At 60.1% G+C, this 26,268-nt stretch carries 24 protein-coding genes; 18 read left to right on the forward strand and 6 right to left on the reverse strand.

Annotated features, from left to right (window positions below; translation table 11 throughout):
* The first annotated feature begins 156 nt into the window (after window positions 1-156).
* The 7 genes from E4656_RS10995 to menC all read left to right on the forward strand — a co-directional run bounded on the left by E4656_RS10995 (window position 157) and on the right by menC (window position 8,505).
* Entirely contained in the window at window positions 157-1,014 is an 858-nt protein-coding gene (locus E4656_RS10995) for a MurR/RpiR family transcriptional regulator (protein ID WP_135483275.1), read from the forward strand.
* Between the two features lie 239 nt (window positions 1,015-1,253).
* Window positions 1,254-2,759: an ABC transporter substrate-binding protein gene (locus tag E4656_RS11000; RefSeq protein ID WP_205849173.1), complete on the forward strand. Its 1,506-nt coding sequence runs from the start codon at window positions 1,254-1,256 to the stop codon at window positions 2,757-2,759.
* 73 nt (window positions 2,760-2,832) lie between these two features.
* Window positions 2,833-3,765, forward strand: a complete 933-nt coding sequence (locus E4656_RS11005; RefSeq protein ID WP_135483279.1) for an ABC transporter permease — start codon at window positions 2,833-2,835, stop codon at window positions 3,763-3,765.
* The gene (locus E4656_RS11010; protein WP_135483281.1) at window positions 3,765-4,646 is read left to right on the forward strand and encodes an ABC transporter permease; all 882 of its coding nucleotides are present in this window, start codon (window positions 3,765-3,767) and stop codon (window positions 4,644-4,646) included. The genes E4656_RS11005 and E4656_RS11010 overlap by 1 nt, the downstream gene beginning before the upstream one ends.
* A 7-nt stretch (window positions 4,647-4,653) precedes the next feature.
* Entirely contained in the window at window positions 4,654-6,459 is a 1,806-nt protein-coding gene (locus E4656_RS11015; RefSeq protein WP_135483283.1) for an ABC transporter ATP-binding protein, read from the forward strand.
* Window positions 6,456-7,388: a DUF6963 family protein gene (locus tag E4656_RS11020; protein ID WP_135483284.1), complete on the forward strand. Its 933-nt coding sequence runs from the start codon at window positions 6,456-6,458 to the stop codon at window positions 7,386-7,388. Before E4656_RS11015 ends, E4656_RS11020 begins: the two co-directional genes overlap by 4 nt.
* Window positions 7,389-7,416: 28 nt before the next feature.
* Complete coding sequence (menC, locus tag E4656_RS11025) at window positions 7,417-8,505, forward strand: o-succinylbenzoate synthase (protein ID WP_135483286.1); 1,089 nt, start codon at window positions 7,417-7,419, stop codon at window positions 8,503-8,505.
* Between the two features lie 263 nt (window positions 8,506-8,768).
* On the opposite strand, the gene E4656_RS11030 is transcribed toward menC, so the two are convergent.
* The 6 genes from E4656_RS11030 to E4656_RS11055 all read right to left on the reverse strand — a co-directional run bounded on the left by E4656_RS11030 (window position 8,769) and on the right by E4656_RS11055 (window position 14,163).
* Window positions 8,769-9,599 (reverse strand): carbohydrate ABC transporter permease, encoded by an 831-nt coding sequence (locus E4656_RS11030; RefSeq protein ID WP_205849174.1) that lies wholly within the window; start codon window positions 9,597-9,599, stop codon window positions 8,769-8,771.
* The gene (locus E4656_RS11035; protein ID WP_205849175.1) at window positions 9,599-10,471 is read right to left on the reverse strand and encodes a carbohydrate ABC transporter permease; all 873 of its coding nucleotides are present in this window, start codon (window positions 10,469-10,471) and stop codon (window positions 9,599-9,601) included. Before E4656_RS11035 ends, E4656_RS11030 begins: the two co-directional genes overlap by 1 nt.
* A gap of 75 nt (window positions 10,472-10,546) precedes the next feature.
* A complete protein-coding gene (locus tag E4656_RS11040) occupies window positions 10,547-11,872 on the reverse strand; it encodes an extracellular solute-binding protein (RefSeq protein ID WP_135483288.1) in 1,326 nt (441 codons plus the stop codon).
* A gap of 22 nt (window positions 11,873-11,894) precedes the next feature.
* The gene (locus E4656_RS11045) at window positions 11,895-12,740 is read right to left on the reverse strand and encodes an ROK family protein (RefSeq protein WP_135483289.1); all 846 of its coding nucleotides are present in this window, start codon (window positions 12,738-12,740) and stop codon (window positions 11,895-11,897) included.
* The gene (locus E4656_RS11050; RefSeq protein WP_205849176.1) at window positions 12,737-13,420 is read right to left on the reverse strand and encodes an N-acetylmannosamine-6-phosphate 2-epimerase; all 684 of its coding nucleotides are present in this window, start codon (window positions 13,418-13,420) and stop codon (window positions 12,737-12,739) included. Before E4656_RS11050 ends, E4656_RS11045 begins: the two co-directional genes overlap by 4 nt.
* A 74-nt stretch (window positions 13,421-13,494) precedes the next feature.
* Window positions 13,495-14,163 (reverse strand): GntR family transcriptional regulator, encoded by a 669-nt coding sequence (locus E4656_RS11055; RefSeq protein WP_276605970.1) that lies wholly within the window; start codon window positions 14,161-14,163, stop codon window positions 13,495-13,497.
* A 232-nt stretch (window positions 14,164-14,395) separates the two neighbouring features.
* Between E4656_RS11055 and E4656_RS11060 the strand changes: the two genes are divergently transcribed.
* From E4656_RS11060 to E4656_RS11110, 11 genes are all read left to right on the forward strand, one after another.
* Window positions 14,396-15,187 carry a flagellin gene (locus E4656_RS11060; RefSeq protein ID WP_135483294.1) on the forward strand — a complete coding sequence of 264 codons (792 nt, stop codon included), beginning with the start codon at window positions 14,396-14,398 and terminating at the stop codon, window positions 15,185-15,187.
* A gap of 469 nt (window positions 15,188-15,656) precedes the next feature.
* Window positions 15,657-16,481, forward strand: a complete 825-nt coding sequence (locus tag E4656_RS11065; protein WP_135483296.1) for a sugar phosphate isomerase/epimerase family protein — start codon at window positions 15,657-15,659, stop codon at window positions 16,479-16,481.
* A complete protein-coding gene (locus tag E4656_RS11070; RefSeq protein WP_135483297.1) occupies window positions 16,478-17,872 on the forward strand; it encodes an enolase-like domain-containing protein in 1,395 nt (464 codons plus the stop codon). The genes E4656_RS11065 and E4656_RS11070 overlap by 4 nt, the downstream gene beginning before the upstream one ends.
* 28 nt (window positions 17,873-17,900) lie before the next feature.
* On the forward strand, window positions 17,901-19,052 hold the full coding sequence (locus tag E4656_RS11075) for a Gfo/Idh/MocA family protein (RefSeq protein ID WP_135483299.1): 1,152 nt from the start codon (window positions 17,901-17,903) through the stop codon (window positions 19,050-19,052).
* Window position 19,053: 1 nt separating this feature from the next.
* A complete protein-coding gene (locus tag E4656_RS11080; protein WP_135483300.1) occupies window positions 19,054-20,220 on the forward strand; it encodes a dihydrodipicolinate synthase family protein in 1,167 nt (388 codons plus the stop codon).
* Complete coding sequence (locus E4656_RS11085) at window positions 20,217-21,056, forward strand: sugar phosphate isomerase/epimerase family protein (RefSeq protein WP_135483302.1); 840 nt, start codon at window positions 20,217-20,219, stop codon at window positions 21,054-21,056. The genes E4656_RS11080 and E4656_RS11085 overlap by 4 nt, the downstream gene beginning before the upstream one ends.
* Window positions 21,057-21,203: 147 nt before the next feature.
* Complete coding sequence (locus E4656_RS11090) at window positions 21,204-22,229, forward strand: Bug family tripartite tricarboxylate transporter substrate binding protein (protein ID WP_135483304.1); 1,026 nt, start codon at window positions 21,204-21,206, stop codon at window positions 22,227-22,229.
* 96 nt (window positions 22,230-22,325) lie between these two features.
* Entirely contained in the window at window positions 22,326-22,847 is a 522-nt protein-coding gene (locus E4656_RS11095) for a tripartite tricarboxylate transporter TctB family protein (RefSeq protein ID WP_135483305.1), read from the forward strand.
* A 24-nt stretch (window positions 22,848-22,871) separates the two neighbouring features.
* Window positions 22,872-24,410, forward strand: a complete 1,539-nt coding sequence (locus E4656_RS11100; protein WP_135483307.1) for a tripartite tricarboxylate transporter permease — start codon at window positions 22,872-22,874, stop codon at window positions 24,408-24,410.
* Between the two features lie 29 nt (window positions 24,411-24,439).
* Window positions 24,440-25,072, forward strand: coding sequence for a TetR/AcrR family transcriptional regulator (locus E4656_RS11105; RefSeq protein WP_167856028.1), 633 nt, complete (start codon window positions 24,440-24,442; stop codon window positions 25,070-25,072).
* Entirely contained in the window at window positions 25,072-26,220 is a 1,149-nt protein-coding gene (locus E4656_RS11110; protein WP_135483310.1) for a glycerate kinase, read from the forward strand. The genes E4656_RS11105 and E4656_RS11110 overlap by 1 nt, the downstream gene beginning before the upstream one ends.
* Window positions 26,221-26,268 lie beyond the last annotated feature (48 nt).

Below are 26,268 nucleotides of genomic sequence, written 5' to 3' on the forward strand. Positions count from 1 at the left end.
TGGGCTGTTCATTCGTGCACAGTTTGGGTGGGCCGCAGTCCCGGTCTGTTCAGAGCAGTCATTATTCGTTGACCATGAATTTCCTGATGAAACTTTATCTTGGACAAGGCAATTAAGTTTCATTTATGATTCCAAAAAAGCCACGGAAATCAGACCATGAGTCAGGAAGACAGCCTCGATCAGATCATCATGCGGCACTATGACCGACTGCCCCGCGCCGAGCGCCAACTTGCGGATGTCGTACTGGGGAAGGCCGGTAACCTTCATGAATACAAGGCTCATGAGCTGGCGCAGGAGGCGCAGGTCTCCAAGGCCACGGCAGCCAGGTTCTTCAGTCGTCTGGGATACAGCAGCTTTCGTGTTGCCAAGCACAGGTCCATGCACCAAGAGTTTCGGATAGCGCCTGCCAGTGCGAAGTTCGACGCGCTGGCGAACAAGGTTCCGCACGCGCATGATCTGCATCTGTCTACCGACATTCAGAATCTGCGCCATACCTTTGAAACCCTGCCCCAGGAGCGGGTGACCGACTGTATCAATGCGCTTTCCGGGGCTGAGAAGCTGTGGGTGGTCGGGTTCGAGGATGACTTTGCGCTGGCGCACTATGCGCGGGCCCTGCTGATCAGAGTAAAGCCCGACGTTCGCTTTCTGCCGCTGAGCGGCTTCTCGGTGCCGGAAGAGTTCGCCTCGATAACGCCACGTGACGTCATTCTGGGCTTTGGTATTCGCCGACGCACCTCGTCGCTGCGCCGCATACTGGGCTCCGGCTGTGATGCCGGAGCGCAGGTGTATCTGGTCTGTGGTGAACACACCGAGGAGCAGGGTGCCATTACCTACCTTCACTGTCGCACCCGAGGCGCTTCATTGTTTGATTCCATGACCGCCCCGGTCAGTCTGGTCAGCCATATGTGTTCTGCGGTCGCGGCCAATCTGGGCGAGCCGGCGATCGAGCGAATGCACCGGATCGAATCTCTGCACTCGGTCTGGAACAGTGAAGATGAGCGGCGCACCAAATGATCACACGAGTGAACCGTTTGGGTGCGCAGTGGTGTTAAGCATGATGCTAAAATGAAAAAATTGGATACAAGGGGTTGATTTAAATTTCATAAATGTGTCTAAAAAGGATTATTTGATACCTTGGCACCGTGATTGCTCTGGCAACTATGCATTATTGCAAATCAGGAGCAATCAACATGAAATTCTCAGTGCGCCCGGTCCGGGCCGCCCAATGGCTTTTGCCATCCGCAGCATGTCTTTTGCTTGCTGCGCCTTACGCGCTGTCCGATGACACCCTGGTGTGGGCGCGCTATGGGGATATCGACACACTTGATCCGCACGGAGCCACTTCAACCCTGTCCATGCAGGTCTGGCATCAGATCTACGACACGCTGCTGGCGCGCGACAGCGACGGGCAGCCGGTACCGAACATGGCCGAATCCTGGGCGGTCAGTGACGACGGTTTGATGGTGAGCTTCAACCTGCATGACGACATCCTCTGTCATGACGGCAGTGCGTTTGATGCCGAGGATGTTGTTTACACCTGGGAGAGAGCCTTCAGTGACAGTCGACCAAGCAACACCCAGTCGGCCTGGGGCCCGGTGACGCACATCGATACACCCGACTCCACTACCGCCGTTTTCCATTTTTCCGAACCCTTTGCCGCCTTTGTCCCCTTCATGGCGGACCCGTTCGCCAGCATGCTGTGCCGTGGCAATGAAGACGAAGCCGGTTTCGGCACCTCTGCCGCCATAGGCACCGGCCCCTGGGTGTTCGAGAGTTGGCGCTCCGGTGATCGCATTCTGCTGTCCAGCAATCCGGACTATATCAATCGCGGCCGACTGGCAGACAACCCCGGCAGCCCCTACATGGCAGAACTGGAGATTCGCGTGTTGCGTGAGGGTCAGTCTCGCCTGGCCGCGCTCCGGTCCGGTGAAGTCCATATCGCCGAGCCGCCTATCGAGGCCGTCAGCAATATACAGTCCGACGCTGAGTTGGATCTCTATATCGCTGACAACACCGGCCAGAATGTGTTCATAGAGTTCGCCATCTCACGGGCGCCCTTTGATGATGTCAGGGCGCGCCGCGCCGTGGCCTATGCCATAGACCCGGATGTGGCCCTGCAACTGGCGTTTGGTGATCTGGTCAACAGAGAGTGGTGTACCGTGGCCCAGGGTGTGGCGGGCAATGATCAGGATTTCTGTCGCAGTATCGGCTACGAGCATGATCCTGAGCAGGCCAGAGCCTTGCTGGCAGAGCTCGGCCATGACATGAACAACCCGCTGGAAGTGAAGTTCATGACCTGGACCGGCGGCAACCGTCAGCGCGTTCTGCAGGTGTTCCAGAACCAGCTTCGCCAGGTGGGCATCAATGCCAGTCTCGAGGTGATGGACATCGGGTCGCTGAATGCTCAGGTACAGACCGAGAACCTCACCACCAGCGGCCGTGGCAGCATGGACATGATGGGCTGGTCCTGGTACGACCCGGATATCCTGCATCAGCTGTGGCACTCGCCTGGCGCCTATCAGGGCTACAACTCCGCCGAACTGGACGAGATGTTGCACCAGACTCGTGTGCTGTCCGATGAGGCAGAGCGTCTTGCCATGGTACAGAACGTGCAGCAGTACCTGATCGAGAACGCCGTTCACATTCCCCTCTACACGCCGGGCTGGGAATGGCTGTATGCAGCGCGCTCCAATATTGATGGGTTCATTGTCGGCCCGTTCAACCAACCCGATCTGATCGGGGTGCGTCTGAACGACTAGTCAGTGCCATTGAGCGCAGGGCCGCATGCAAGCAGTGCGGCCTTTCATTCGTGCCATCAGACGGGAGCCTGCCATGCAATCATTCCTGCTTCGACGCTTCGGTGTTGCCTTGCTCACGGTGTGGGTCACGACAATCGCCGTTGCCTTGCTGACACGTCTTGTCCCCGGTGACCCCATTGAAATCATGTTCGCCCAGTCTGCCGGCGCCACGCGCGAGCAGATGCTGGCCATGCAGGCCAGGCTGGGACTGGATCGCAATGTGGTTGCGCAGTATTTCCTCTATCTGGGGAATCTCCTGCAGGGCGACTTCGGCCGCACCATTCAAGGCGGGCAGCCAGTATTGCCACTGATCATGCAGCGCCTGCCCAACACGCTGTGGCTGGCTTCCACGGCTCTGGTGATCGCCAGCATTGCAGGCGTCACGCTGGGTTTTTTTGCGGCCTACAAGAAAGGCACCTGGGTGGAGCATGTGCTGATGACCAGCACGGTGATGGGCATTTCCATTCCGCCGTTCTGGCTGGGTCTGATTCTGCTGATGGTTTTCGGCATGCAACTGGGCTGGTTCCCGGTAGCCGGTGCGGGCTGGCATGCTCTGGTGTTGCCGGCCGTGACTCTGGCTGCGACCAATGCGGCCATCATCGGGCGGCTGACCCGGTCCTCCATGCTGGAGGTGTTTGAACAGGAGTTCATGCGCACCGCCTGGTCCAAGGGCCTGCCGAAAACCACGGTGCTGAGCCGGCATGCCCTGCGGGCTGGCCTGGTGCCTGTGGTCTCGGCCATGGGGGTGCAGTTTGCCTACATGATGGGTGGTGCCATCGTGGTGGAGTACATTTTCAGTTGGAACGGCATGGGTACCCTGGCCGTCGACGCCATACTGCGGCGCGACTACCCGCTGATTCAGGGCTTCATTCTGGTTTTCTCGGTTGTCGTTGTCTGCATTTCGCTGCTGCTCGATGTCATCTATGCCGCCCTTGATCCGCGCATCAGGCAGGGAGGCGACAGTTGATGACGCATTTTCCCCTGACTTCGACCCTGAAATCATCCCCCGGCACCCTGGGGCGTTCTGTTCTGGTTGCCATCTATCGAAAGCCCACCGTCTTTCTGGGCGCGCTGCTGATACTGGCGGCACTCGCCGCCGCGCTCTTTGCTCCGTATCTGGCGCCCTATGACCCGGAGGCCTTTGCAGTCGGTCCGGTGCTGTCGGCACCGCAACCGGGCTACTGGTTCGGCACCGATGAGTTCGGGCGGGACATGGTCAGCCGCATCATCTGGGGCGCGCGCGAAACGCTGCTGGTTGGCTTGCTGGCGGTGTCCATCTCGCTGGGCTTCGGGCTGACTTTTGGGCTGCTGGCGGCCTACCTCGGCGGCTGGATAGAAAAGCTCTTCATGCGCATGCTGGATGTCCTGTTCTCGTTCACCGAGATTCTGATCGCACTCGCCTGTGTGGCCATTCTGGGGCCCAGCCTGATCAATGCCACCATTGCGGTCGGCATTGCAGGTATCCCGGTATACGGGCGCATGACCTACAGCCTGGTTTTGGTAGAGCGCAACAAGCCCTATATAGAATCATGCCGGGCCATGGGGGCCGGGCATGTTCGTATCATTCTGCGCCACCTGATACCCAATATTACGCCGTCGCTGATTGTGGTCGGCACCATCGGCATATCCACCGCCATCCTGGCCGCTTCCGGTCTGAGCTTCCTCGGTCTGGGGGCACAGCCACCGTCTTCGGAGTGGGGGGCTGTGCTGGCCGGTGCGCGTGACTATTTCAGCACCGCGCCCTGGTTGCTGCTCTTTCCCGGGCTGGCCATCACCCTGGTTGTGCTGGGCTTCAATCTGCTGGGGGACGGTGTCCGCCAGATGCTTGACCCCAAACAAAACAAATGAGGTGCCCATGAAACATCAGTTCTCAACATCCGGGATCAAGGCGCCGATGATCAGCTGTTCCGGTCTGCATATCGGGTTTCCCACAGAGCACACGGCAAACAACGTGGTCAGGGATCTGTCCTTCACCATCGACCGCAAGGAGATCGTCAGCATAGTGGGTGAGTCCGGCTCCGGTAAGAGCTTGACTTCACTGGCGCTGCTGGGGCTGTTGCCGCAACAGGCGCGTGCAAGCGCCGATTGCCTCAGGTTTCACGACCGGGATCTGCTGGGTCAGAGCTATCGTGACTGGCAGGGCATTCGTGGCAAGCGCATCAGCATGATTTTTCAGGAGCCCATGACCTCGCTCAACCCGGTGCTGACCATCGGCCGGCAAATGGTCGAGGCACTGGAATGGCATGAAGGCCTCAACCGCAAGGACGCCACCCGCAAGGTGCTCGATATTCTGGATCAGGTGAGAATTCCTGCTGCCTCCAAACGGATCAAACAGTATCCGCATGAACTGTCCGGTGGCATGCGCCAGCGTGTGATGATCGCCCAGGCGCTGACCTGCGGGCCGGAACTGCTGATTGCGGATGAGCCCACCACGGCTCTGGATGTGACGGTTCAATCACAGATTCTGGGGTTGCTGGAGCAACTGCGGGCGGATCTGGATATGGGCATTCTGCTGATCACCCACGACATGGGTGTGGTGGCAGAAACGGCGGACAAGGTCGTGGTCATGAATGCAGGCGACCACGTGGAAACCGGAACGGTCGAACAGATATTTGCTCACCCCGAGAATGCCTACACGAAAAGATTGCTGGCGTCGGTACCCCGGCTTGGGTCCGGCGTGGTGCCGAACAGCGCCCGTCCGGAGACCTCACCGCAGAAGGACGCCCCACTGCTTGAGGTAGAGCATCTGCAGGTCCGGTTTGATCAGCGCGCCGGCTGGGGGCGCAAGGCAAGGCGGCGCGTGCATGCGGTGGAGGATGTCAGCTTCAGGTTGGGGCGCGGAGAAACCCTGGCGCTGGTGGGGGAAAGCGGCAGTGGCAAGTCCACCCTGGCCAGGGCAATTCTCAGCCTGATCAAGCCGGACGGCGGCACGGTCCGCCTCAAGGGCAGGGACATCACCGGCCTGAACGCGCGTCTGATGCTGAAGCATCGGCGGGTGGCCCAGATGATCTTTCAGGACCCGTACGCGACGCTGGACCCGCGCATGCGAGTCGGTGATCAGGTGGCGGAACCCATTGTTCTGCACGGTCTGGCGCGCGGCAAGGCTGTTGCCCGGCGGGTGCAGGAACTGTTCGAACTGGTCGGTCTGGATCCGGCCTGGGCACGGCGCCATCCGCACGAGTTCTCGGGCGGGCAAAGGCAGAGAATCTGCATCGCCAGGGCGCTGGCCGTGGAGCCGGAACTGATCATTGCCGACGAGGCGGTATCGGCGCTGGATGTGACGGTGCAGGCGGTGATACTGGATCTGCTGAAGGACATTCAGCAGAAAACCGGCATCTCCTATCTGTTCATTACCCATGACCTGGCAGTGGTGGAGCAGATCAGTCATCGCGTTGCCGTGATGTATCTGGGTCGCCTGGTTGAGCTCGGCAGCACGCAGTCTGTGCTGCGCTCGCCGAGTCATCGTTATACCCGCTCCCTGCTGCAGGCGGTTCCGGTTGCTGACCCGACGCGGCGCCCGCAACGCGTGCAGGATACCAGTGATATACCCAGCCCCATCCATGATGCCGACTGGCAGCCACCGGCCTGGCCGATGCGTCAGTTGCAGCCCGACCACTGGGTTGCAGAAGGGGACCCTCTGCACGAAGTGGTCGGCTCATGACCATCGGCATCGCCGCCGTCGGGCCGGACGCCGGGGCTGCCATTCTGGAAGGCCTGGCCGCAGCGGAGACCATCGGCGAGGGCGCACTGGGTGGTTTCGTGAGCTTTGCCGCCGTATCGGCCGTGACCGGGCGGGTGCACCGTCACGGAGTGCAGCGACAGGGTTCAGTCTCCCTGCTGCATGTGGCACAGGGCGATCCGGCAGGCCTGCAGGCTGACCGGGCGGCCCTGATGTCCAGCGGCCCGGACCGACCGGAGCCGTTGGCACAGTTCGTGTCCGCGAACGCGCACGGCTGCCTGGTGACCGGACATCGCTTTCCCAATACCGCACGCGGTGAAGGTGATCCGGCGAATGCCCAGGTATTGCGCCTGCTGAGTGAGGGCCAGAGCGCCGAGCTGGCGGTGAAGACATTCACCCGCAGCAATCCCATGGCCGATGCCGGCTTTATCGCCGTTGACGCCCGGGGCGAGCTGTTCATCGGCAACTGCGCGCGCGTGGAGCAGCGCCGTGATCTGGGGCAGGCGCTGGCTTCTGCCCCGGGCGGGCTGCAGGTGGCGGTGACTCACAACGCCATCTGGCCCACCCTCGGGCTGGCTGAACTGGTGGCCCAGATTGTATTGCGCAAGATGCAGACGCCGCCCTCGCTGCGCACCATCAGGGTGGCTGCGGGTACGCCCGTTCGATACGGCCATGAAGATGCCGTGTTCCTGACTGCCGCAGGCGACAGTGTCAGTTGCATTCAGACCTGTGATGCCAGCCTGCTGACACAAGCGATGGACGGCGCGGCCATCTATGCCAACGCCCCGGTCTATATCGGCACCCGATGCGTGGGGCAGGTGTTTGATGAACCCTACACCCGTGTATCGGGCAGCCGCATCAACAGTCTGGACGGGGCCGACACACTGAATATTCGCTATCAGGTGCTCTGAATCACCACCGTAACCAGGGAGTCTGAGCGTGATTATCGATCAAATTGATGTGTACCACCTGCGCATGCCCATGGTAGCGCCGTGGGTGACCGCCTTTGGCACCCAGACCGCCATCGACAGCGTCATGGTGCGGATGCAGTCGCAGGGCCTCGTGGGATGGGGCGAGAGCGCGCCCTATGAACGGCCGGAGTTTTCGCCGGAATGGGCCGAAGGCGCCGCCGGCCTGCTTCGGGCTCAGTTGGCTCCAGCGCTGACGGGCGAGGACATCACCAGCGGGAATGACCTGCAGGCCCGTCTGCAGCACTTCAAGGGCAACTATTTCGCCAAGGCCGCGCTGGACAATGCCTGGTGGGACCTGGCTGCAAAGCAGGTCGGGCAACCCTTGTGGCAGTGGCTCGGCGGGCGCGAACAGTCGGTCGCGGTCGGCGCCGATATCCCGGTGCTGGCCGATACCAATGCCCTGTTGGCTGCGGTAGATAGTGCCGTGCAGGCCGGGTTCGAACGCGTCAAACTCAAGTTTCGTCGAGACTCGGGTATAGAGCGTTTGCTCAAGGTGCGCGAAACCTTCCCGGACCTGATCTTCCATGTGGACTGCAACAGCGGGTTCACACTGGCTGATCTGCCTCTGTTTCAGCAACTGGACAGCCTGAATCTGGCCATGATCGAACAGCCGCTGGCATTCGATGATCTGGTCGACCACGCCCGCCTGCAGGAGCGGCTGACCACACCCCTTTGTCTCGATGAGAGCCTGGTCAGCCCGCGCAGTGCCAGCCAGGCCATAGCACTGGGTGCCTGCGGCTGGTTCAATCTGAAGCCAGGCAGAGTGGGCGGGCTGACCAATGCCCTCGCCATATATGAACTGGCACAGGCCGCCAATATACCCTGCTGGGTCGGCGGCATGCTGGAATCCGCTGTCGGCCAGGGTACCGCCCTGGCGCTGGCTGCGAGCCGAGAGATGTCGTACCCGGCCGACATTTTCCCCAGCGACAGGCTGTATGCCAATGATCTGGCCAGCCCGAGTATCACCCTGTCAGGCCGGGCGCGGATTGACGCACCACTGGCGCCCGGGCATGGTTTTACTCCGTTGCCTGAACAACTGGCAAGGTGCAAAGTCTAGTGTCCTGTCTGGTTAATTCGGCGACTCTCTGCGTGCGGTCTGCGGTCTCTGGCCAAGGCGACATCTCGCCGGCGTGGTGGGCCCACTTCAAGGGATGTCAACACAGGCCAGGGGCCGCAGAGGCACGACCTCCGGGAGCCCCTGAAGCGCTCTGATAGCGGCGTTGCGATGTTTCGATTTGGAGCCACCAGACCTTCAACATCGCGCCTTGCTCTCAGAGCGCTCAGTGGCTCAGAGCAGTGTCGAATTAACCAGACAGGACACTAGCCCTTCACCGCGCCGCCGAGCATTGAACGGCTGATCTGTCGATACATCACCAGACCCAGCAGCGTGGGGGGCAATGCGGCAATGATGATGATGGCTGCTGCCATACCCCATTGTATGCCGCCGCCCCCGGACGAGAAGAAGAACGAGGCGCCTACCGTCATGGGTACGGCATCCCGGGTGGTCAGCATCAGCCCGAACAGGAATTCGTTCCAGGCGGTAATGAAACCGAATATAAAGGTGACGACAACGGCTGGGCGGCATACCGGCAGTACAACTCTCGACAGTATGATCCACAAAGAAGCGCCCTCTATTTTGGCCGCCTCGTCCAGTTCCTCGGGTACATCATGGATGCCATTGACCAGAATCAACAGTGTCAGCGGCAGGTTGATCACCGCCAGGATGAGGCCCAGGCCCAGCCTGGTGTCCAGCAGCCCCATGAACTGATACATCAGATACAGGGGAATGGAAAAAATGATCAGTGGCAGGGCGCGCAGGTTGATGACCAGCGGAAACAGGATGTTTGACCCGTAATTGCGTCGCGCAATGGCGTAGGCTATCGGAAAACAGATAATGATCGGCAGAATTGTACCTATCATCGCGGCCACCAGACTGTTCTGCAGGTAGCCGTAGATATTCAGTCGGTCGGTGACAGTCAGCACCTGAATAAAATTGTCCAGCGTGGGTTGCTGTATCGACAGCCCTGCATTGGCATTGACCTCCGCCCGGGATTTCAGCGACGTGACCACAGTGCTGATAATCGGAAAGTTGAGTATGAAAGCAGCCAGCAGGAAGACCAGCCAGCGCAGAGAATGCATCAACAAGGCCATTAGCGCTTACCTCGGCGTAATACTCGAATAGCGATGAATAGAACCAGAAAGGACACCACGAACAGCACTACTGACGCTGCCAGTGCCTTGCCGATGTCGCCGGCTCGGAAAAAGGTCTGATAGATGTAGATGGACAACGATGTTGTGGAGCCGCCGGCACCGGCGCCAGTGAGTACAAAGATGTTGTCGAAAATTCGAAACCCGTCTATGAAACGGATAAAAAACGCGACCGCGACAGTGGGCAATATCAGGGGCAGCTCGATGTACCACAACAGCTGGTGTGGCCTGGCGCCGTCGACGGTGGCAGCTTCCTTTATCTCCGGGTTGATGGCGTTGTAGGCCATATAGCAAAGGAGCAGAACAAAGGGGGTCCACTGCAGAGTCTCAATGACAAAAACCGTCGTGAAGACATTGCTGGCACTGAGGAATGCGGGGCTGTCACCGAACCACTTGAAAAGATAGTGTGGCAGCGGACCGACAAACTCGTGCAGTACCAGCCGGTACATCAGGCCCATCATCGCCGGCGCCACCATCATTGGCATCATCAGTATTGCCAGCAGCCATGGGCGTTGTCGCAACAGGGGCGACAGGAATATCGCCAGAAACAGGCCGAGTCCGCATTCCGCCAACGCAGTCAGGGTGGCGAACTTGAGAGAAAATCGGGTGGCCTGCCAGAACATCGGGTCATTGAATACAGCCTGGTAATTCTGCAAACCCTGAAATTCAGGCGTCCGTATGTTGGAGAACCCGACGGCTGAAAAGCTGTAGATAATGTTCAGTAGACTGGGAAACCCCAGCAGCAATAGCAGAAACACTATCATGGGTGCTGCCAGTATCGGGTTCTCGTATTGTGAACCTATGCGAGTATTCACTGACTGACTTCCTGCTGACAGTTGGAAGGAATCAATGCAGATGCCTTGCGGCATCTGCACGGGTTGGACCAGAACTTATTCGAGTAGATCGGCCATGGCCCTTTCAACGTTTCTCAGTGCTTCATCCAGTGTCTGGGTGCCCGCCCAGTAGCCGGTGAATGCCTGTGCCTGCGCTTCATATACCGAGAGTGCGCTGGCCGATGTGCCGCCGTTCATCACGAAGCCGTAACTGGAAGCAAACTCACCCAGTTGGACCAGATCTGGACGATCATCTGCCACCCGCGCCAAGGCATTCCCGGTCAGTCCGGGGGCGCCGCTGTTGCGTGCATAGATCACGGCGGCATCTTCAGTTGACAGCCACTCCAGAAACTTGCGTGCACCCTCCGGATTGCGAGCATTTTCATTCAGACCCAGGCCGAGACCATGGATGTGGGTAAAGCGGCCTTCGGGACCTGCGGGCGGAGCGACCACGGCTACATTTTCAGCGTGCATGGCATTGTCGGGGTCCATCAATTCGCCAGCGGCGCCATTCCACTGCAACATGACGGCCACCTGACCTGAGTTGTAGGCAGCGTTCGCTTCCGGAAACTCATAGGAAAGACTGTCACGCGGCGTGGCACCTGCGTCCAGCAGCATCTTGTAGCGTTCCAGCGGCAGCCGATAAGCGTCACTGTCAACGGTGATGGTGCCATCGGCATCCATCCAGTCGGCACCATACGCGCGCGGGTAGGAATGAAATACCATCATGTTGAACAGAAGGTTCTGCATCTGCAGCACCGTGCCATACCGGACCGGACTGTCTCGATTGACCGCCTGAGTAAAATACAGGGAAGTGACCACATAGTCGTCCCAGGTCCAGTCGTCGGGGTGCTTCGGGGCCATGGCCTGGCCCAGATACTCTTCAGCGATTGCACTGTAACGAGCGTGTGCTGACTCGTCTTCCAGCAAGGCATCAATCAGATCCGTGCGGTAGTACATAAAGTGAGCCGACAGGTCCAGTGGCACACCATACTGCTCACCTTCAAACTGCATGGTCTCCAGTACAGTGTCACCAAACACATCAGCTGCGCCCGGGTCGAGTTCGATGGGTTCCATGAAGGGTGCATAGCGCCCAATGGAGTAGGTAGCCAACAGGTTGGCGTCGAAGGCATCCGTGCCAGCGGCCATATCGGCTTGCAGTTTGTCGAAGAATCCATCGCGGTTGAAGAACAGCAGGCTTACCTGCTCGTCAGCGGCCGTGTCCGGCAGGGCATTGTAGGCCTGAGCAGCCGCTCGCAGTGCAGTCTCTTCAGGACCGCCGGGCCACCCCAGTACCGTTACTTCCGCGTGCGCATATCCTGCCAGCGCAGTCGCTATTGCGACGCCGGCAGCCAGTTTTCTGAAACGTTGTGTCCCGTTCATGATAGAGCCTCTCTTTGTGTTGTCATTGGTCTACAGATGACCAGTCGGCGGCACCAAGCACACCGGCTTCATCACCCAATTGCGCCCTCGCAAGGGATGGCGCAAACCTTGGGGCGTCAGCATGCGCGCGCACCCGGTCAAGAAAGCCGGGTGCCAGGCCTATGCCACCGCCAAGCAAAATCAGATCAGGGTCAAATGCATGCTGGATGTTGCCGCACAGCATCGCCACGCGACGTGCGGAGGTGTCGATCAGTGACTCTGCCCAGGCGGCGCCAGCGGCCGCCGCTGTGAATACAGACCTGGCGTCATGCTCTCGCCCTGTTGCCGCGGCTGCTGCCTGTGCAAACCAACGCCCCGATACGCTGTCTTCAAAACGTGTACCGGCCATGTCCCTCCACTGGCCAAAATGACCGGCAATACCCGTTTGCCCCTGACGCAAGCTGCCATTCAGAACCATGCCGCCGCCCACACCGGTAGACACCGTGATAAACACGAGGTCTCTGTGCTGACCTGCGCCGAACCGGTATTCAGCCCAGGCTGCGGCCTGCGCATCGTTCAGCGCCAGCGCCGGACACTGCAAACGCTGGTGCAGAGCTTGCTGGAGAGGGAAGTCGTTCTTTATGGCAAGAGTTCTGGGGTTCAGGGTGGTCCACTTGCCGGCAGTCACAATGCCTGTAACGGCTGCGGCCACACGCTGGTACTGCCCGGCCCAGGGTCTGGACAGACTGTACGCATGCTCTATCCAGCTCTGCGGATCGGCACTGGGCTCAGTGGACATGACTTGCCGCGCCAGCACTGTGCTGCCTTGAACCAGTGCGACAAGTATCTTGGTACCGCCAATATCAATGGCCAAACAGGTATCGGTCACAAGGCTTTACCCCCGGAGAATCGGGCGTCTGCTATTTGGTCAGCAAACCATCGGGTGATGTGTTCAGGGCGTGTAATGGCAGAGCCGACGACGACTGCCTGTGCACCGGCAGCTATGGCCTGGGCCGCTTGGGCAGGACTGTGGTAGCGCCCTTCGGCAATCAGGAACCGACCGCAGTTGCGCAGTTCGCGCAGCAGATCCAGGTCCGGCCCTTCAGCAACGCTGTTCCCCGTGTACCCGGACAGGGTTGTGCCCACGATATCGCAGCCCAGAGCGGCTGCTGCCAGACCATCGGCAGGGTTGGAACAGTCTGCCATGGCCAGTTTGCCGTGCCTCCGAACGCGCGCCAGCAGCGCGCTCACAGGTACAGGTCGGGGCCGATCCGTTGCATCAAAGGCGACGATATCCGCCCCGGCCGCAACCAGGGCGTCAACGTCTTCCTCGAAGGGCGTAATGCGAACAGGAAAGTCATCCAGGTCATGTTTTATCAGACCGATGATGGGGACATCGGTTACGGCCCGCACCGCAGCCAGGTTGTCCAGACCCTCGATGCGCAGGGCTCTGGCGCCGCCGGCCAAGGCGGCAAGAGAAAGTGCAGCGACTACCTCGGGGTGGTCGAGTGGTCCGTTCTGGACAGGCTGACAGGAAACGATCAGTTGATGGCGCAAATGCTCAAGCACGAGAAAATCCCAACCATTGAGAATACCACTACAATACCAGTAAATTTAAAGTGGTCAACTGGTATCTTACTGGTCTATCTCTGGAGTTGGGTCAGAAACTCGTAACTGTCGCCGTTGTAGCGGGTCTGGGTGAATTCAACGGCACGCCCGTCCTGAAGGAAGCAGCAACGCTCCATGATCAGCAGCGGGGTCCCGGGTTCACAGCCCAGGAGTTGGGCGTCCTCCTTGCCCATTATGCTGGCGCGCAAGCGCTGCAATCCCTTCAGCGGGTGCATACCCAGGGCATCCAGTGCGTCATAGAGCGAGTCCTTGACCAGGTCGGGCGAGGGCAATATGGCCTGTGGTACGGCTGCTCTTTCGATGGCCAGCGGCTTGCCGTCGGCTGTGCGCAGGCGCTCCATTCGGACTACATGCTCGCTGAGGGTAAGGTTCAGGGCCATGGCTTCCGAGGAGGATGGCGTCACGATTTTTTTTGACAGCCAAATGGCGCCTGGTTCCTGGCCCCGAGCCCTGGTGTCTTCCGAAAATCCGGTGAGGTTGGATATGGACTTCTCATAGCGCGGGGCCACCATGGTTTTTGAGCCATGGCGCCGAACCAGAAGGCCCTCGCTGACCAGTTCATCGATAGCCCGACGCAATGTTACGCGCGACACCGAAAGGTCCCTGGACAAGTCTCGCTCACTGGGCAGGAAGCTGCCGCGCGGCAAGACGCCCTCTGCCACACTCTCTTGAAAAGCAACCACAAGCTGGTGATAAAGCGGTTGCTCAGAGGGTGTTGAGGTCAGTTTGTTGGTAATAAATGCACTCAGTGTCTGCGCGGTCAACGGGCCACTCCACGCCTGTTATATTGAGAGGCAAATGTATACCAGTAACAGACCAATAGCCAGACTGGGGGCTGGAGATTTGGAGCTGGTGTAATCAGGGCGGACTGACTATAATTTAACCGGTTTAGCTCTCCCGGAGTCCGAAGCGCTCATGAATATCCAATCTCCCGTCACCATCGGGTCCAGTACCGGCAGTAACTTTACTGATCTGGTCCGGCAGGGCAGCTCCGGCCAGCGCATCAACAGTGCGGCGGATGATGCGGCCGGGCTGGCCATTACCAGTCGCCTGACCACTCGTGTTGAAGGGACCTCGGTTGCCGAGCGCAACATTGGTGATGGGCTCAGCCTGCTGCAGACCCGGTCGGGGCTGGCTTCCACCGTTACCGAGCAGGTGCAGCGCATGCGGGAAATCAGTGTGCAGGCCGGTAACGGCATTTACAGCGCGCAGGATCGCGAGGCCCTGAATCGTGAATTCATGGCGTTGCGCGATACCGTTGGCCAGACTCTGGACGATGCACAGTTCAACGGACGCCCCTTGTTCGCTGGCGGCACCGTGCCCCTGCAGACCGGCCCCGACGCTGGTCAGATTACCGAACTGGCGGACAATGACCTGCCGGCCAGGCTCGAAGCCTCCGGCTTCACCGAGCTGTCCCTTGCCAGCCCCACTGCGGACACCCTGGGCACGCTGGATGAAGCCCTGTCCCTGCTTGCTGAAAGTCAGGTTGCCGATGGCGCCTCTGCCAACCGGTTGCTCAGCCAGGCCGATGCGCTGGCGCAGAGCCGGATTGATGCTGCCCAGACCAGAAGCCGCATCGCCGACAAGGACTTTGCCGAACTCGCCTCCGAGCTGGCCCAGACCGATGTGCGCGACCGCGCGCGGGTGCTGATGCAAAGCCAGGCCAATGCCAAGGGTGAGGATGTGTTGCGGCTGCTGACAGGCTGAACGCTGCTTCCACCCTCTTGCACGTCGAGACCCCCTCGAAAAGCTTTGCTGAACTGCCCTGAGCCTGTCCGTTCCGGCCGCCCTGACTGTGTGCCTTGCTTGCGGCTGGATAAGATTCGGCGTGCGATCATTCCTGCCCACTCCGCTGCCCGCTTCCACAGCCTGCTTCGATCAGTCGTCAGAAGGACTGTTTTGTTATAAGTAACCATATGGTTATAAATGCTTGTAATTGGAAGCCTCCGGGCGACCCGGCGAGCGCCCTCCCTGCGGTTCCGACAACAACCTGATTTTGCTGGAGAAAATCTGTATTTACGTTTATTTTCCCGCATAAGATGCAATTCTTTGCATTCTCTCCAATTCTGATTCTGACCATGCCGACTCTGAATACCAGTTGACCAGGCGCGGAATACGTTGCTAGTCTGCAAGTAACTAGACAGTTATTAATATAAAAACAATGCAGAGCCCGGTTATGAAGATATCGTTGTGTAACGAGGTCCTGTCACACCTGACCTTCGAGGAACAATGTGCCTACTGCGCCAGCCTCGGATACGACGGCCTGGAGGTGGCGCCCTATACCCTGGCAGCGGACCCCTCGGTGCTGACGGAAAAGGATCTGGCGAACTACCGGCAGATGGCCAGTGATCAGGGACTGCGAATTACCGGCCTGCACTGGTTGCTGCTTGCACCGGAGGGCCTGTCCATCGTTGACCCTGATCCCGGTGTGCGCAGCCGGACACTGGACATGGCCGCTCGTCTGGCAGACATGTGCGCCGCCCTGGGCGGGGACGTACTGGTACATGGTTCGCCGCGTCAGCGGCTGCTCGGGGATGACCCGGAGGCTGACCGTGCACGGGCGGAAGAATACTTCGCTGTTGCCGGCAATCTGGCCGCAAAGGCCGGGCTGATCTATTGTGTCGAGCCGCTCTCCCGCAAAGAAACCAACTACATTAATACGGTGGCGGAAGGCGCGGAACTGGTCCGGTCGATCAATCAGCCTGGCCTGAAGACAATGCTGGATACCTCGGCCGCTGCCCAGACCGAAGAGCTCTCGGTTGCCGAGGTGTTGCAGCAGTGGCTGCCGACCGGCCTACTGGGCCATATTCAGATCAACGACCGCAATCGGCGTGCTCCAGGGCAGGGTGACGACCGTTTTCGGCCCATCCTCGGTGCTCTGTTGCAGTACGGCTGGTCACAGCCGGTATCGGTTGAGCCCTTTGTCTATGCGCCGGACGGTGCCGCCACGGCAGCGCGCGCCATCGGCTATCTGCAGGGCATTCTGGAGGGTCTGGAATGAGTGCGCACAAACTCCAGATCGTTGCCGCACAGGCGTTCGAGCGCGATACCCCCTTCCGGATGCCGTTCCGTTTCGGTGTCATGACGCTGCGCGCGGCGCCACAGGCGTTCATGTCGGTGCAGGTTCGTGACCAGGCAACAGGACGCGAAGCTGTGGGCCAGAGCGCCGAGCTGATGGTGCCCAAGTGGTTCGACAAGCGGCCGGAGCTCTCGCCTGACGATACCGTGGACCAACTGCGCCGTTCGGTGACCAGCGCTGTGAAGCTGTCGCTTGACCAGCCGGCGCTGACCGCTGTCGAGCACGCCTGGCAACTGGATGCCAGACAGGCCGGGGCGCTGCCGGATGAGAACGGCCTGGTGCGGGGCTTTGGTCCGGCCCTGATGGCCAAGGCCATGCTGGACGCACTGGGTCAGCTGCAGACCCTGTCGTTCCATGATGTGGTGCGCAGCAATGCCATGGGTCTGACTGCGGACCACCTGCCACCCGACCTGGATGGCCTGGACATGGCGCACTTTCTGGCGCAGCTGCAGCCGCAGGCCAGCATCTCGTTTCGACACACTGTGGGTCTGCTCGACCCGTTGACCGAGCAGGATCTGGAACAGCCGCTCAATGATGGCCTGCCCGAGAGCCTGGACCAGGTCATACGGACCTATGCGCCGCAATATTTCAAGATCAAGGTCAGCGGTGACATGGACGCCGACATCAGGCGACTCGTTGCCATTGCCGATGTATTGCAAATGATGCCGGGCTACCGCATCACCCTGGATGGCAATGAGCAGTACAGCTCGCCGGAAGAATTCACGCGCCTGCTGGATGAACTCGACCGCCGCCCGGAACTGGCGCGCCTGCGGGAAGCCATTCTGTTCATTGAACAGCCGATCCACCGCGACCGCGCCCTGCAACAGCCGCTGGGCGCGCTGGCCCAGCGAGTACCCCTGCTGATTGATGAAAGCGATGCCGATCTGGACAGCTTCCTGCGCGGCAGGGACTGCGGCTATCTGGGCGTTTCTTCCAAGGCCTGCAAGGGGCTATATCGCTCATTGCTCAACAAGGCCCGCACGCTGCACTGGCGAGGTGGCGACTATTTCATGTCAGCGGAAGATCTGACCACCCAGGCGGGCCTGGGCGTGCAGCAGGACCTGGCCCTGGCCTCCCTGCTGGGCCTGACTCATGTGGAGCGCAATGGCCACCACTTCGTGCAGGGGATGCAAGGTGCCGGTGCGCAGGAGATGGATGCATTTGCCCGCCAGCACCCTGGCCTGTATCGACGTGATGAACATGGACTTTTTCTGCGCATTGAAGGCGGAACACTGGACCTGAGTTCTCTCGACAAGCCCGGGTTCGCCTCGGGGGTTGCCCTGGACCGGTGCAGCCTGCGCCCCCTGACCTGACTAGTACCGACAAGAAAGAGGAAGCAACATGGCAACGCAAACACTAGGCATCATCATGAACGGCGTTACTGGCCGCATGGGCATGAACCAGCACCTGATCCGGTCTATTCTGGCCATTCGTGATCAGGGCGGCGTGACGCTGTCCAACGGTGACCGGGTGATGCCGGACCCCATTCTGGTCGGCAGAAACGCAGACAAGATTGAACGCCTGGCGCGCAAGCACAAGGTGGAGCGCTGGACCACCGATCTCGACGGTGCTCTGAAAAACCCGGATGACCGCATCTTCTTCGATGCCGCCTCGACTCAGCTGCGGTGCGGCCTGCTGAAAAAGGCCATTGCCGCCGGCAAGCATGTCTATTGCGAAAAGCCCATTGCGGAGAACCTGCAAGATGCCCTGAACATCGCCGAGACGGCCGAGCAGGCCGGGGTCAAGAATGGCGCCGTGCAGGACAAGCTCTGGCTGCCGGGCCTGCTGCGCCTGCAGGAACTGAACGATGCCAATTTCTTCGGACGCATTCTCAGTGTGAACATCGATTTCGGCTACTGGGTATTCGAAGGCGACTGGGTGCCGGCCCAGCGCCCCTCCTGGAACTACCGCAAGGAAGACGGCGGCGGCATGATTCTGGACATGATGTGCCACTGGCGCTATGTCATCGACAACCTGTTCGGTGAGCCGACGGCTCTGACCTGTCTCGCCAAGACCCATATCCCCGAACGCTGGGATGAACAGGGCAACAAATACAAGGCCACGGCGGACGACGCCTGTTATGCCACGGTCGAGCTCGACAACGGAGCCGTGGTGCATATCAAGTCCAGTTGGGATACCCGGGTACGCCGGGATGACCTGGTCACCTTTCATGTCGACGGCACGCACGGCTCTGCGGTGGCCGGCCTGACCGAATGTCATATCCAGTCACGCGAGGCCACGCCGAAGCCAGTCTGGAACCCGGACCAGGAACAGACCATGGACTTCTTCAGCGACTGGCAGAAGGTGCCGGAACGAGGACCACGTGAGAATGCGTTCAAACACCAGTGGGAATTGTTCATTCGCCATGTGGTTGAGGACGCGCCCTATACCTGGACGCTGCGAGACGCCGCCAAAGGGGTTCAGTTTGCCGAACTGGCGCTGAAAAGTTCCGACGAACGGCGCTGGCTCGACGTGCCGGCGCTGGGGGTGTGAGATGAGCCAGCTCATACTTCCCGACAGCCGGGGCAGGTTGGCCCCCTATACCCCGGGCGCGCCGTTGAGTTATGACGCCACACCGCGTGGTGACCGCTCGCGCATCGCCTATGCCGCCGCGCACGTAGTGGCGGATCCGCTGGCGGACAACGACCCCTGGCTGAGCACGGCGGTCGACTGGGAGCGCACCATCGAGTATCGACGTCACCTGTGGCGTCATGGCTTCGGTGTTGCCGAGGCCATGGACACCGCCCAGCGCGGCATGGGGCTGGACTGGCCCACCAGCCTGGAACTGATTGAGCGGTCGCTGGCGGCGGCACGGGATTTTCCCGGCGCCGTGATGGCATCCGGCTGTGGCACCGATCATGTGGCGCCGGAAGACTGCCACTCCATAGACGATGTGATTCAGGCCTACGAGACGCAGATGGCGGCCATTGAAAAACTCGGCAGCCGGCTGATTCTGATGGCCAGCCGCGCCCTGGCGGCCCGGGCCAGATCACCCGATGACTATGTCCGGGTCTACAACCATATTCTGGGTCAGGCCCGTGAGCCGGTCATCCTGCACTGGCTGGGGGACATGTTTGACCCGGCGTTGCAAGGCTACTGGGGCCATGATGACCCGGACGCGGCGATGGATGTCTGCCTCGGCATCATCAATGACAATGCGGCCAAGGTCGACGGCATCAAGATCTCTCTGCTGAGTGCGGAGAAGGAAATCGCCATGCGCCGTCGACTGCCGGCGAGCATCAAGATGTACACCGGTGATGACTTCAACTACCCGGAGCTGATTGCCGGTGATGACGAGGGCTTCAGCCATGCCCTGCTGGGCATATTCGATGCCATCGCACCGGCGGCGAGCGCGGCCCTGAACGCGCTTGATGCGGGTGACAACACGGCCTATCAGGACATCTTTGCCCCCACCGTGCCGCTGGCACGGCACATCTTCAAGGCACCGACCCGGTTCTACAAGACGGGCGTGGTGTTCATGGCCTACCTGAACGGCCATCAGGACCACTTCACCATGGTCGCCGGCCAGGAAAGCACCCGTTCGACCCTGCATCTGGCCGAGCTGTTCCGGCTCGCGGATCAGGCCGGCTTGCTGCAGAGCCCGGATATGGCAGTGCAGCGGATGCAGCAGGTGATGGCAGTGAGGGGGGTCGCACAATGAAGGCACAACCATTGACCGATTTTCAACGGCTGTCCATCAACGACGCCACCACCAAGATTCAGCTCACGCTGGAGGAGGAGATCCGCCTCTATGCCGAGATGGGCATTCAGGGCATCTCTATCTGGCGCGACAAGCTGGCCCAGTGTGGCGTGGACCGGGCGGCGAAGCTGCTGGACGAGTACCGGATGACCGTCACCGGGCTGTGTCGTGGTGGCATGTTCCCGGCCGCAACCGCGCAGGGCCGGCAGGAAGCCATCGAGGACAATCGACGCGCCATCGAGGAGGCCGCGGCCATCAAGGCCCAGTGCCTGGTGCTGGTGGTCGGTGGCATGCCGGAAGGCTCAAAGGACATCGCCGGGGCGCGCCAGATGGTGCTGGATGGGCTGCACAGCATCATCGAGTACGCCCGTTCATTGCAGGTGCCGCTGGCCATTGAGCCGCTGCACCCAATGTATGCCGCCGACCGGGCCTGCGTGAACACCATGGCGCAGGCCAATGACCTCTGTGATGAGGTAGGTGAGGGCATCGGCATCGCACTGGATGTCTACCACGTGTGGTGGGACCCGGACCTCAGGCACCAGATACAGCGTGCCGGAAAGGCGCGGCTGCTGGGCTTCCACATCTGTGACTGGCTGGTACCCACGCAGGACATGCTGCTGGATCGCGGCATGATGGGAGACGGTGTCATCGATATTCCACAGATACGGGGCTGGGTAGAAGCCGAGGGCTACACAGGTTTCCATGAAGTGGAAATATTCTCCGCAGAGAACTGGTGGCAGAAGCCAGCAGAAGAAGTACTGACGGTGTGCAAGGAGCGCTATCTCAAGGTGGTGTAGGGCCGCCCTGAGATAACGCGGCGTCGCTCATTTGGAGTTGGCGCCAACATCAACCCGCAAGAGGCGCTCATTGGGAACCCGTTTCCTACTGAGCAACCGAAATGAGGCTACGATATGAGTAGCCCGAAAACAAGAATGGAGACGACAATGACATTTATAAAGAAAAGTCTCACGGCCATGGCGGCTGTTGCTGCAATGGGTTCCGGGCAAGCCATTGCCGAATGGGAACCCTCAAACACCATCAACGTCATCATCCCCTGGGGGGCCGGGGGCTCGACAGACCAGGTCACCAGAGCCGTTATTCCGATCCTGGAAGAGGCGCTGAACAATAATGTGGTGCCGGTGAACCAGCCGGGTGCCTCCGGGGCAACCGGGACACGCGGTGTACTGGACGGCGACCCCAACGGCTACACCTGGACGGCCAATGCTATCGCCAACAATGCCACCTATGCGGTGACCGGGCTGATTGAAGACACCAGCATCGATGACTGGCACATCTATATTTCTGTGGCTCATGCGCCTGTCGTCAGTGTGCCTTCAAACAGTGAGTTTGAAGACTTCGGGCAGCTGCTTGAAGCCTTTCAGGAACGGGGTGACAGCATCTCGGTCGCTACCGCCGGCATCACGTCGTCCGGTGGTACTGCCATAGCGTCGGTAGCTGACGCCGGTGGCTTCGACTACAACATGATCACCTATGATGGCGGCAACCCGGCCATTACGGCAGCAGCTCGTGGCGAGGCCATGGTGACCACCCAGTTGGCTGCCGAGCAGGCCGAGATGATCCGCGGTGATCGCCTGCGGCCGCTTGCGGTGCTGAGCGAGGAGCCGCTGGAGATGGAAGGTGCCGGCACTATTCCTTCGATTACCGAATGGCTGCCAGACATGGAAATCACACCGGACTATTTCGGCATCATGATTCCCAAGGGCGTGCCCGATGAGGTGATCTCCACCATGGACCGTATCTGGGAAGACTATGTCATGACGTCAGACTCGCTGCGTGAGTATGCGCAGAGCCAGGGTGCGGTATTTGACCCGTCCTTTGGTGAAGAAGCCCGGTCACGGGCGATGCCAACGGTCATTCATGAAGCCTGTGCTTACGTTCAGCGCGGTGAAGCAGAGATTGACCCCATCGACATTGGTATTGACTGCGATACCCGCTCGGAAGTTCGCTGATCATTTGATGTAGCAGAGAGGCGGGTTGGTGTGGACATCTGCACTGACCTGCCTCGTTTCCGACTGCCAACTTTTGCTGCCAACGAGGTGTGCCCAATGTCTGAACAGAACAGTCGCTTGAACAAGGCGGATCTTTGGACAGGGTTGGTCTTTCTGGTTTTCGGACTTGTCGTTTTCCATGCGTCCTGGGATATGCCCCGACTGGAGAACAGAGGCGTCAGCTTCTATGCCATCCCCGGCCTGGTACCCATGGCGCTCGGCGCCGGTCTGGCCCTGTGCGGTTTTCTGTTGGCTGTGCGCGCCTTGCGTCTGGGTGCCATGCAGAAACTGCCTGCCGGTCAGGACTTCAAGGCGCTGTTGCTGGATTTTGAATCAGTACGGGTACTGGCTCTGACCGCCCTGATTCTGACCTATACCCTGATTCTGATTGGCTGGCTGCCCTACTGGCTGGCCACTGCCCTGTTCGTGCTGGCCACCATTGTGGTGTTCGAGCACGTGCTGAAAGACGACCCCATCCCGCTGAAGCGCAGCCTGTTCTGGGCCGTGGTGCAGGCGCTGATCGTGGCCGTAGTTGTTTCCCTGATTTTTGAACGCGGCTTCCTGGTCCGGCTGCCGTAACTGTTGCATTGAGAGGTTGTCATTATGTTCGCATTTGAAGGCCTGGGCATGCTGGGGGATGGCATTGCCCATTTCCTGAACCCGATCAGCCTGTTCAATGTTGCCTGGGCCACATTGCTGGGCATCATGATAGGGATGATGCCAGGACTCACCGCCACCATGGGGGTGGCCCTGCTGGTCACCCTGACCTATGGCATGCCGGGTGATCAGGCCATACTGACCTTGCTGTGCATGTATGTGGGTGCTATCTACGGGGGCAGCCGCAGTGCCATCCTGCTGAATATCCCGGGCACCCCGGCCAGTGCGGCAACCAGCCTGGACGGCTTTGTGCTGGCCAGGCAGGGCAAGGCCGGTTATGCGATGGGGCTGGCCACCACCAGCTCTGCCATCGGTACCGTTGTCGGCATCATCTGCCTGGCCATCTTCTCGCCCCTGCTGGCCGAGCTGGCGTTTGACTTCGGCAGCTACGAGTTCTTCTGGCTGGCCACTTTCGGGGTGGTCATTTCAGGTCGCCTGACCTCGCCGGATGATCCGCTGAAAGGTTACATGGCGGGCATGCTTGGCCTGCTGGTGGCCATGGTAGGCATGGAAAGCCTGCATGGGTTCCATCGCTTTACCTTCGGCGTACCGCAGCTTTCCGATGGGGTCGATATCATCCCCGCCATGGTCGGAGCCTTCGGGTTGGCGGAGATTCTCACCGTGATGCGCCGCCGCCTGGATACCAAGGTGCTGGTTTCGAATGATCGTGTGGTTCCCTATTTCCGTGATGTATGGCGCTATCGGCGCACCTCGGTCAGGTCCGGCATCATCGGCACCATGGTGGGCATTATTCCCGGGGTGGGCGAAGATATCGGCAGTTGGTCTTCCTATGCCGCCGCCAGACGCGCCAGCAAGGAGAAGGAGAAATTCGGCAAGGGGTCCTATGAAGGCCTGACTGCTGCCGAAACCGGCAACAGCGCTGCCGTGCCCGGCGCCCTCATTCCGGTGCTGACGCTGGCGATTCCGGGTTCCACTGCCGCAGCGGTGCTGATCGCCGCGATGTATATTCACGACATACGGCCCGGCCCCATGCTGATGATAGAGAACCCCGGCTTTCTCTATCAGGTGGTGGCTATTCTGCTGTTCACCACCGTGGCCATCACGATTTACGGCCTGTCCATGACCAAGGTGCTGGTACGGGTGCTCGCCATTCCCAGAGAAAAGCTCATGCCGGTGGTGTATGTTCTGTGTGTGATAGGCCCGTTTGCCATCTATCAGCGCATGTTTGATGTTTATGTCATGCTGTTTTTCGGCATTGCGGGTTTCATACTGCGCGAACTGAAGTTCCCGATGGCGCCCATTGTGCTGGGCATTATTCTGGGCACGTTGCTGGACCAGAACCTGCGACGCGGCCTGATGCTGACCGGTGGTGACCCGTCGCCATTCTTTACCCGTCCCATCAGTATGATAATATGCGTGCTCACCGTTTCCGCGATTCTATTGAGCATTCCCGGCGTCACGCGCATAGCCAAACGGGCTCTCCAGGCTGCAATGGCGGCGCTCAGACCGGCTCGGTCAAAATGACAGGCGTAGTAGATAAAAGGAGTTCCGGAATGGTGCGCAAACGTAATCCCGATTTGACCAAACGGGAGATTCTTGCGGCCGCCCACAAGGAATTTTGTGAGCGCGGTTTTGACGGCGCCAGGGTGGATCGTATTGCCGCCAGTGCCGGGGCCAACAAGCGCCTGCTGTACCATTATTTCGGTAACAAGGAAGACCTCTACCGCCAGGTGCTGTCTGATGCCTACCGGACCATCCGTGCCGGCGAGCGGGAACTGAGCCTGGATCAGTTCCCGCCCGAGGAAGCCATGGACCGGCTGGTGCGCTTCACCTTCCGGCACTTCCAGCAGAACCCCTGGTTTATCCGTTTGCTGACCACGGAAAACATGCACCACGCGCGTATTCTGAAAACCCTGCCGGAAATAAAGGATTTGCACTCGCCGCTGGTCGCCCAGATCCGCACCCTGATTGAGCGCGGAGCGCGGGCAGGTGTGTTTCGCAAGGATGTGGACCCGGTTCAGCTCTATATCTCGATTGCGGCCCTGGGTTATTTCTACCTGTCCAATATCTATACCCTGTCGACTATTTTCGACACCGACCTGTCTCACATCACGCTGATTCAGGAACGCGAAGCCCATGCGGTCGCCATGGTCCTGGACTATCTGCGCACCCATACGGATACCTGATGAAAATTGTCATCAGCCCGGATTCGTTCAAGGAATCGCTTTCTGCCATGGAAGTTGCCATGGCAATCCGGTCCGGCTTTCAAAAAGCCTGGCCGAACGCCGAGTATTGTCTGCTGCCGGTCGCTGACGGCGGCGAAGGCACGGTGCAGACACTGGTCGATGCGCTGGGTGGGTATCAACTGAGTGTTCCGGTAACCGGCCCCTGCGGGTCGCCGGTGGAAGCCGCCTTCGGGCTGGTCGAAGAGGGCCGGACGGCAGTCATTGAGATGGCGGCGGCTTCCGGGCTGGAGATGACCCCCATTGCGCACCGAGACGCGGGCACGACCACCAGTTTCGGCACCGGGGAACTGATCAGGGCCGCTCTGGATCAGGGGGTGAGCCGCATCATCCTGGGGCTGGGCGGGTCTGCCACCAACGATGGCGGTGCCGGCATGCTGCAGGCCCTGGGTTGTGATCTCAGTGACAGCGCCGGCGCGCCGATTGGCCCCGGCGCACGGGGTCTGGGTGACCTGAGCAATATGGGGCTGTCTGCTCTTGATCCGCGACTGCAAGGCGTTCGTTTTGACGTGGCCTGCGATGTCACCAATCCTTTGGTCGGTCCGCAGGGCGCCACCGCAGTATTCGGACCGCAGAAAGGCGTCACGGCGGCCGATATTCCCCGGTTTGACGGTCACCTGCGCCACTTCGGAATGCTGCTGGAACAGGTCACTGGCCATGCAGTGCTGGACGCCCCCGGTGCCGGCGCCGCCGGCGGCATGGGGGCCGCCCTGCTGGCCGTGGTTGGGGCTTCGCTGCAGCCCGGTATCGACATCGTGACCCAGGCCCTGAGGCTGCCGGAGCTGATTCGGCAGGCCGATCTCGTCATCACCGGTGAAGGGCGCATGGACAGCCAGTCGATTCAGGGCAAGGCGCCGATTGGTGTCGCCCGGCTGGCACAACAAGCCGGGGTGCCGGTCATCGGTATTGCCGGGGCGCTGGCCGACGACACCACAGTGCTCACTAGCAACGGCTTCGACGCCGTGTTTGCCTGTACACAAAGACCCATGCCTTTGGCGGAAGCACTGACTGATGCGAGCCAGCGGCTGGAGTCTGTGGCGGGCAATATTGCCTTCACGCTGCGCGTCAGGATGCCCCAGTCCAAGGCGTAATTCCGCCCTTTCTTCGCTCCTCCTCCCCCCACACAGGGGCTGTAACAC

The sequence above is a fragment of the Natronospirillum operosum genome (assembly GCF_004768465.1).
Classification (GTDB): domain Bacteria; phylum Pseudomonadota; class Gammaproteobacteria; order Pseudomonadales; family Natronospirillaceae; genus Natronospirillum; species Natronospirillum operosum.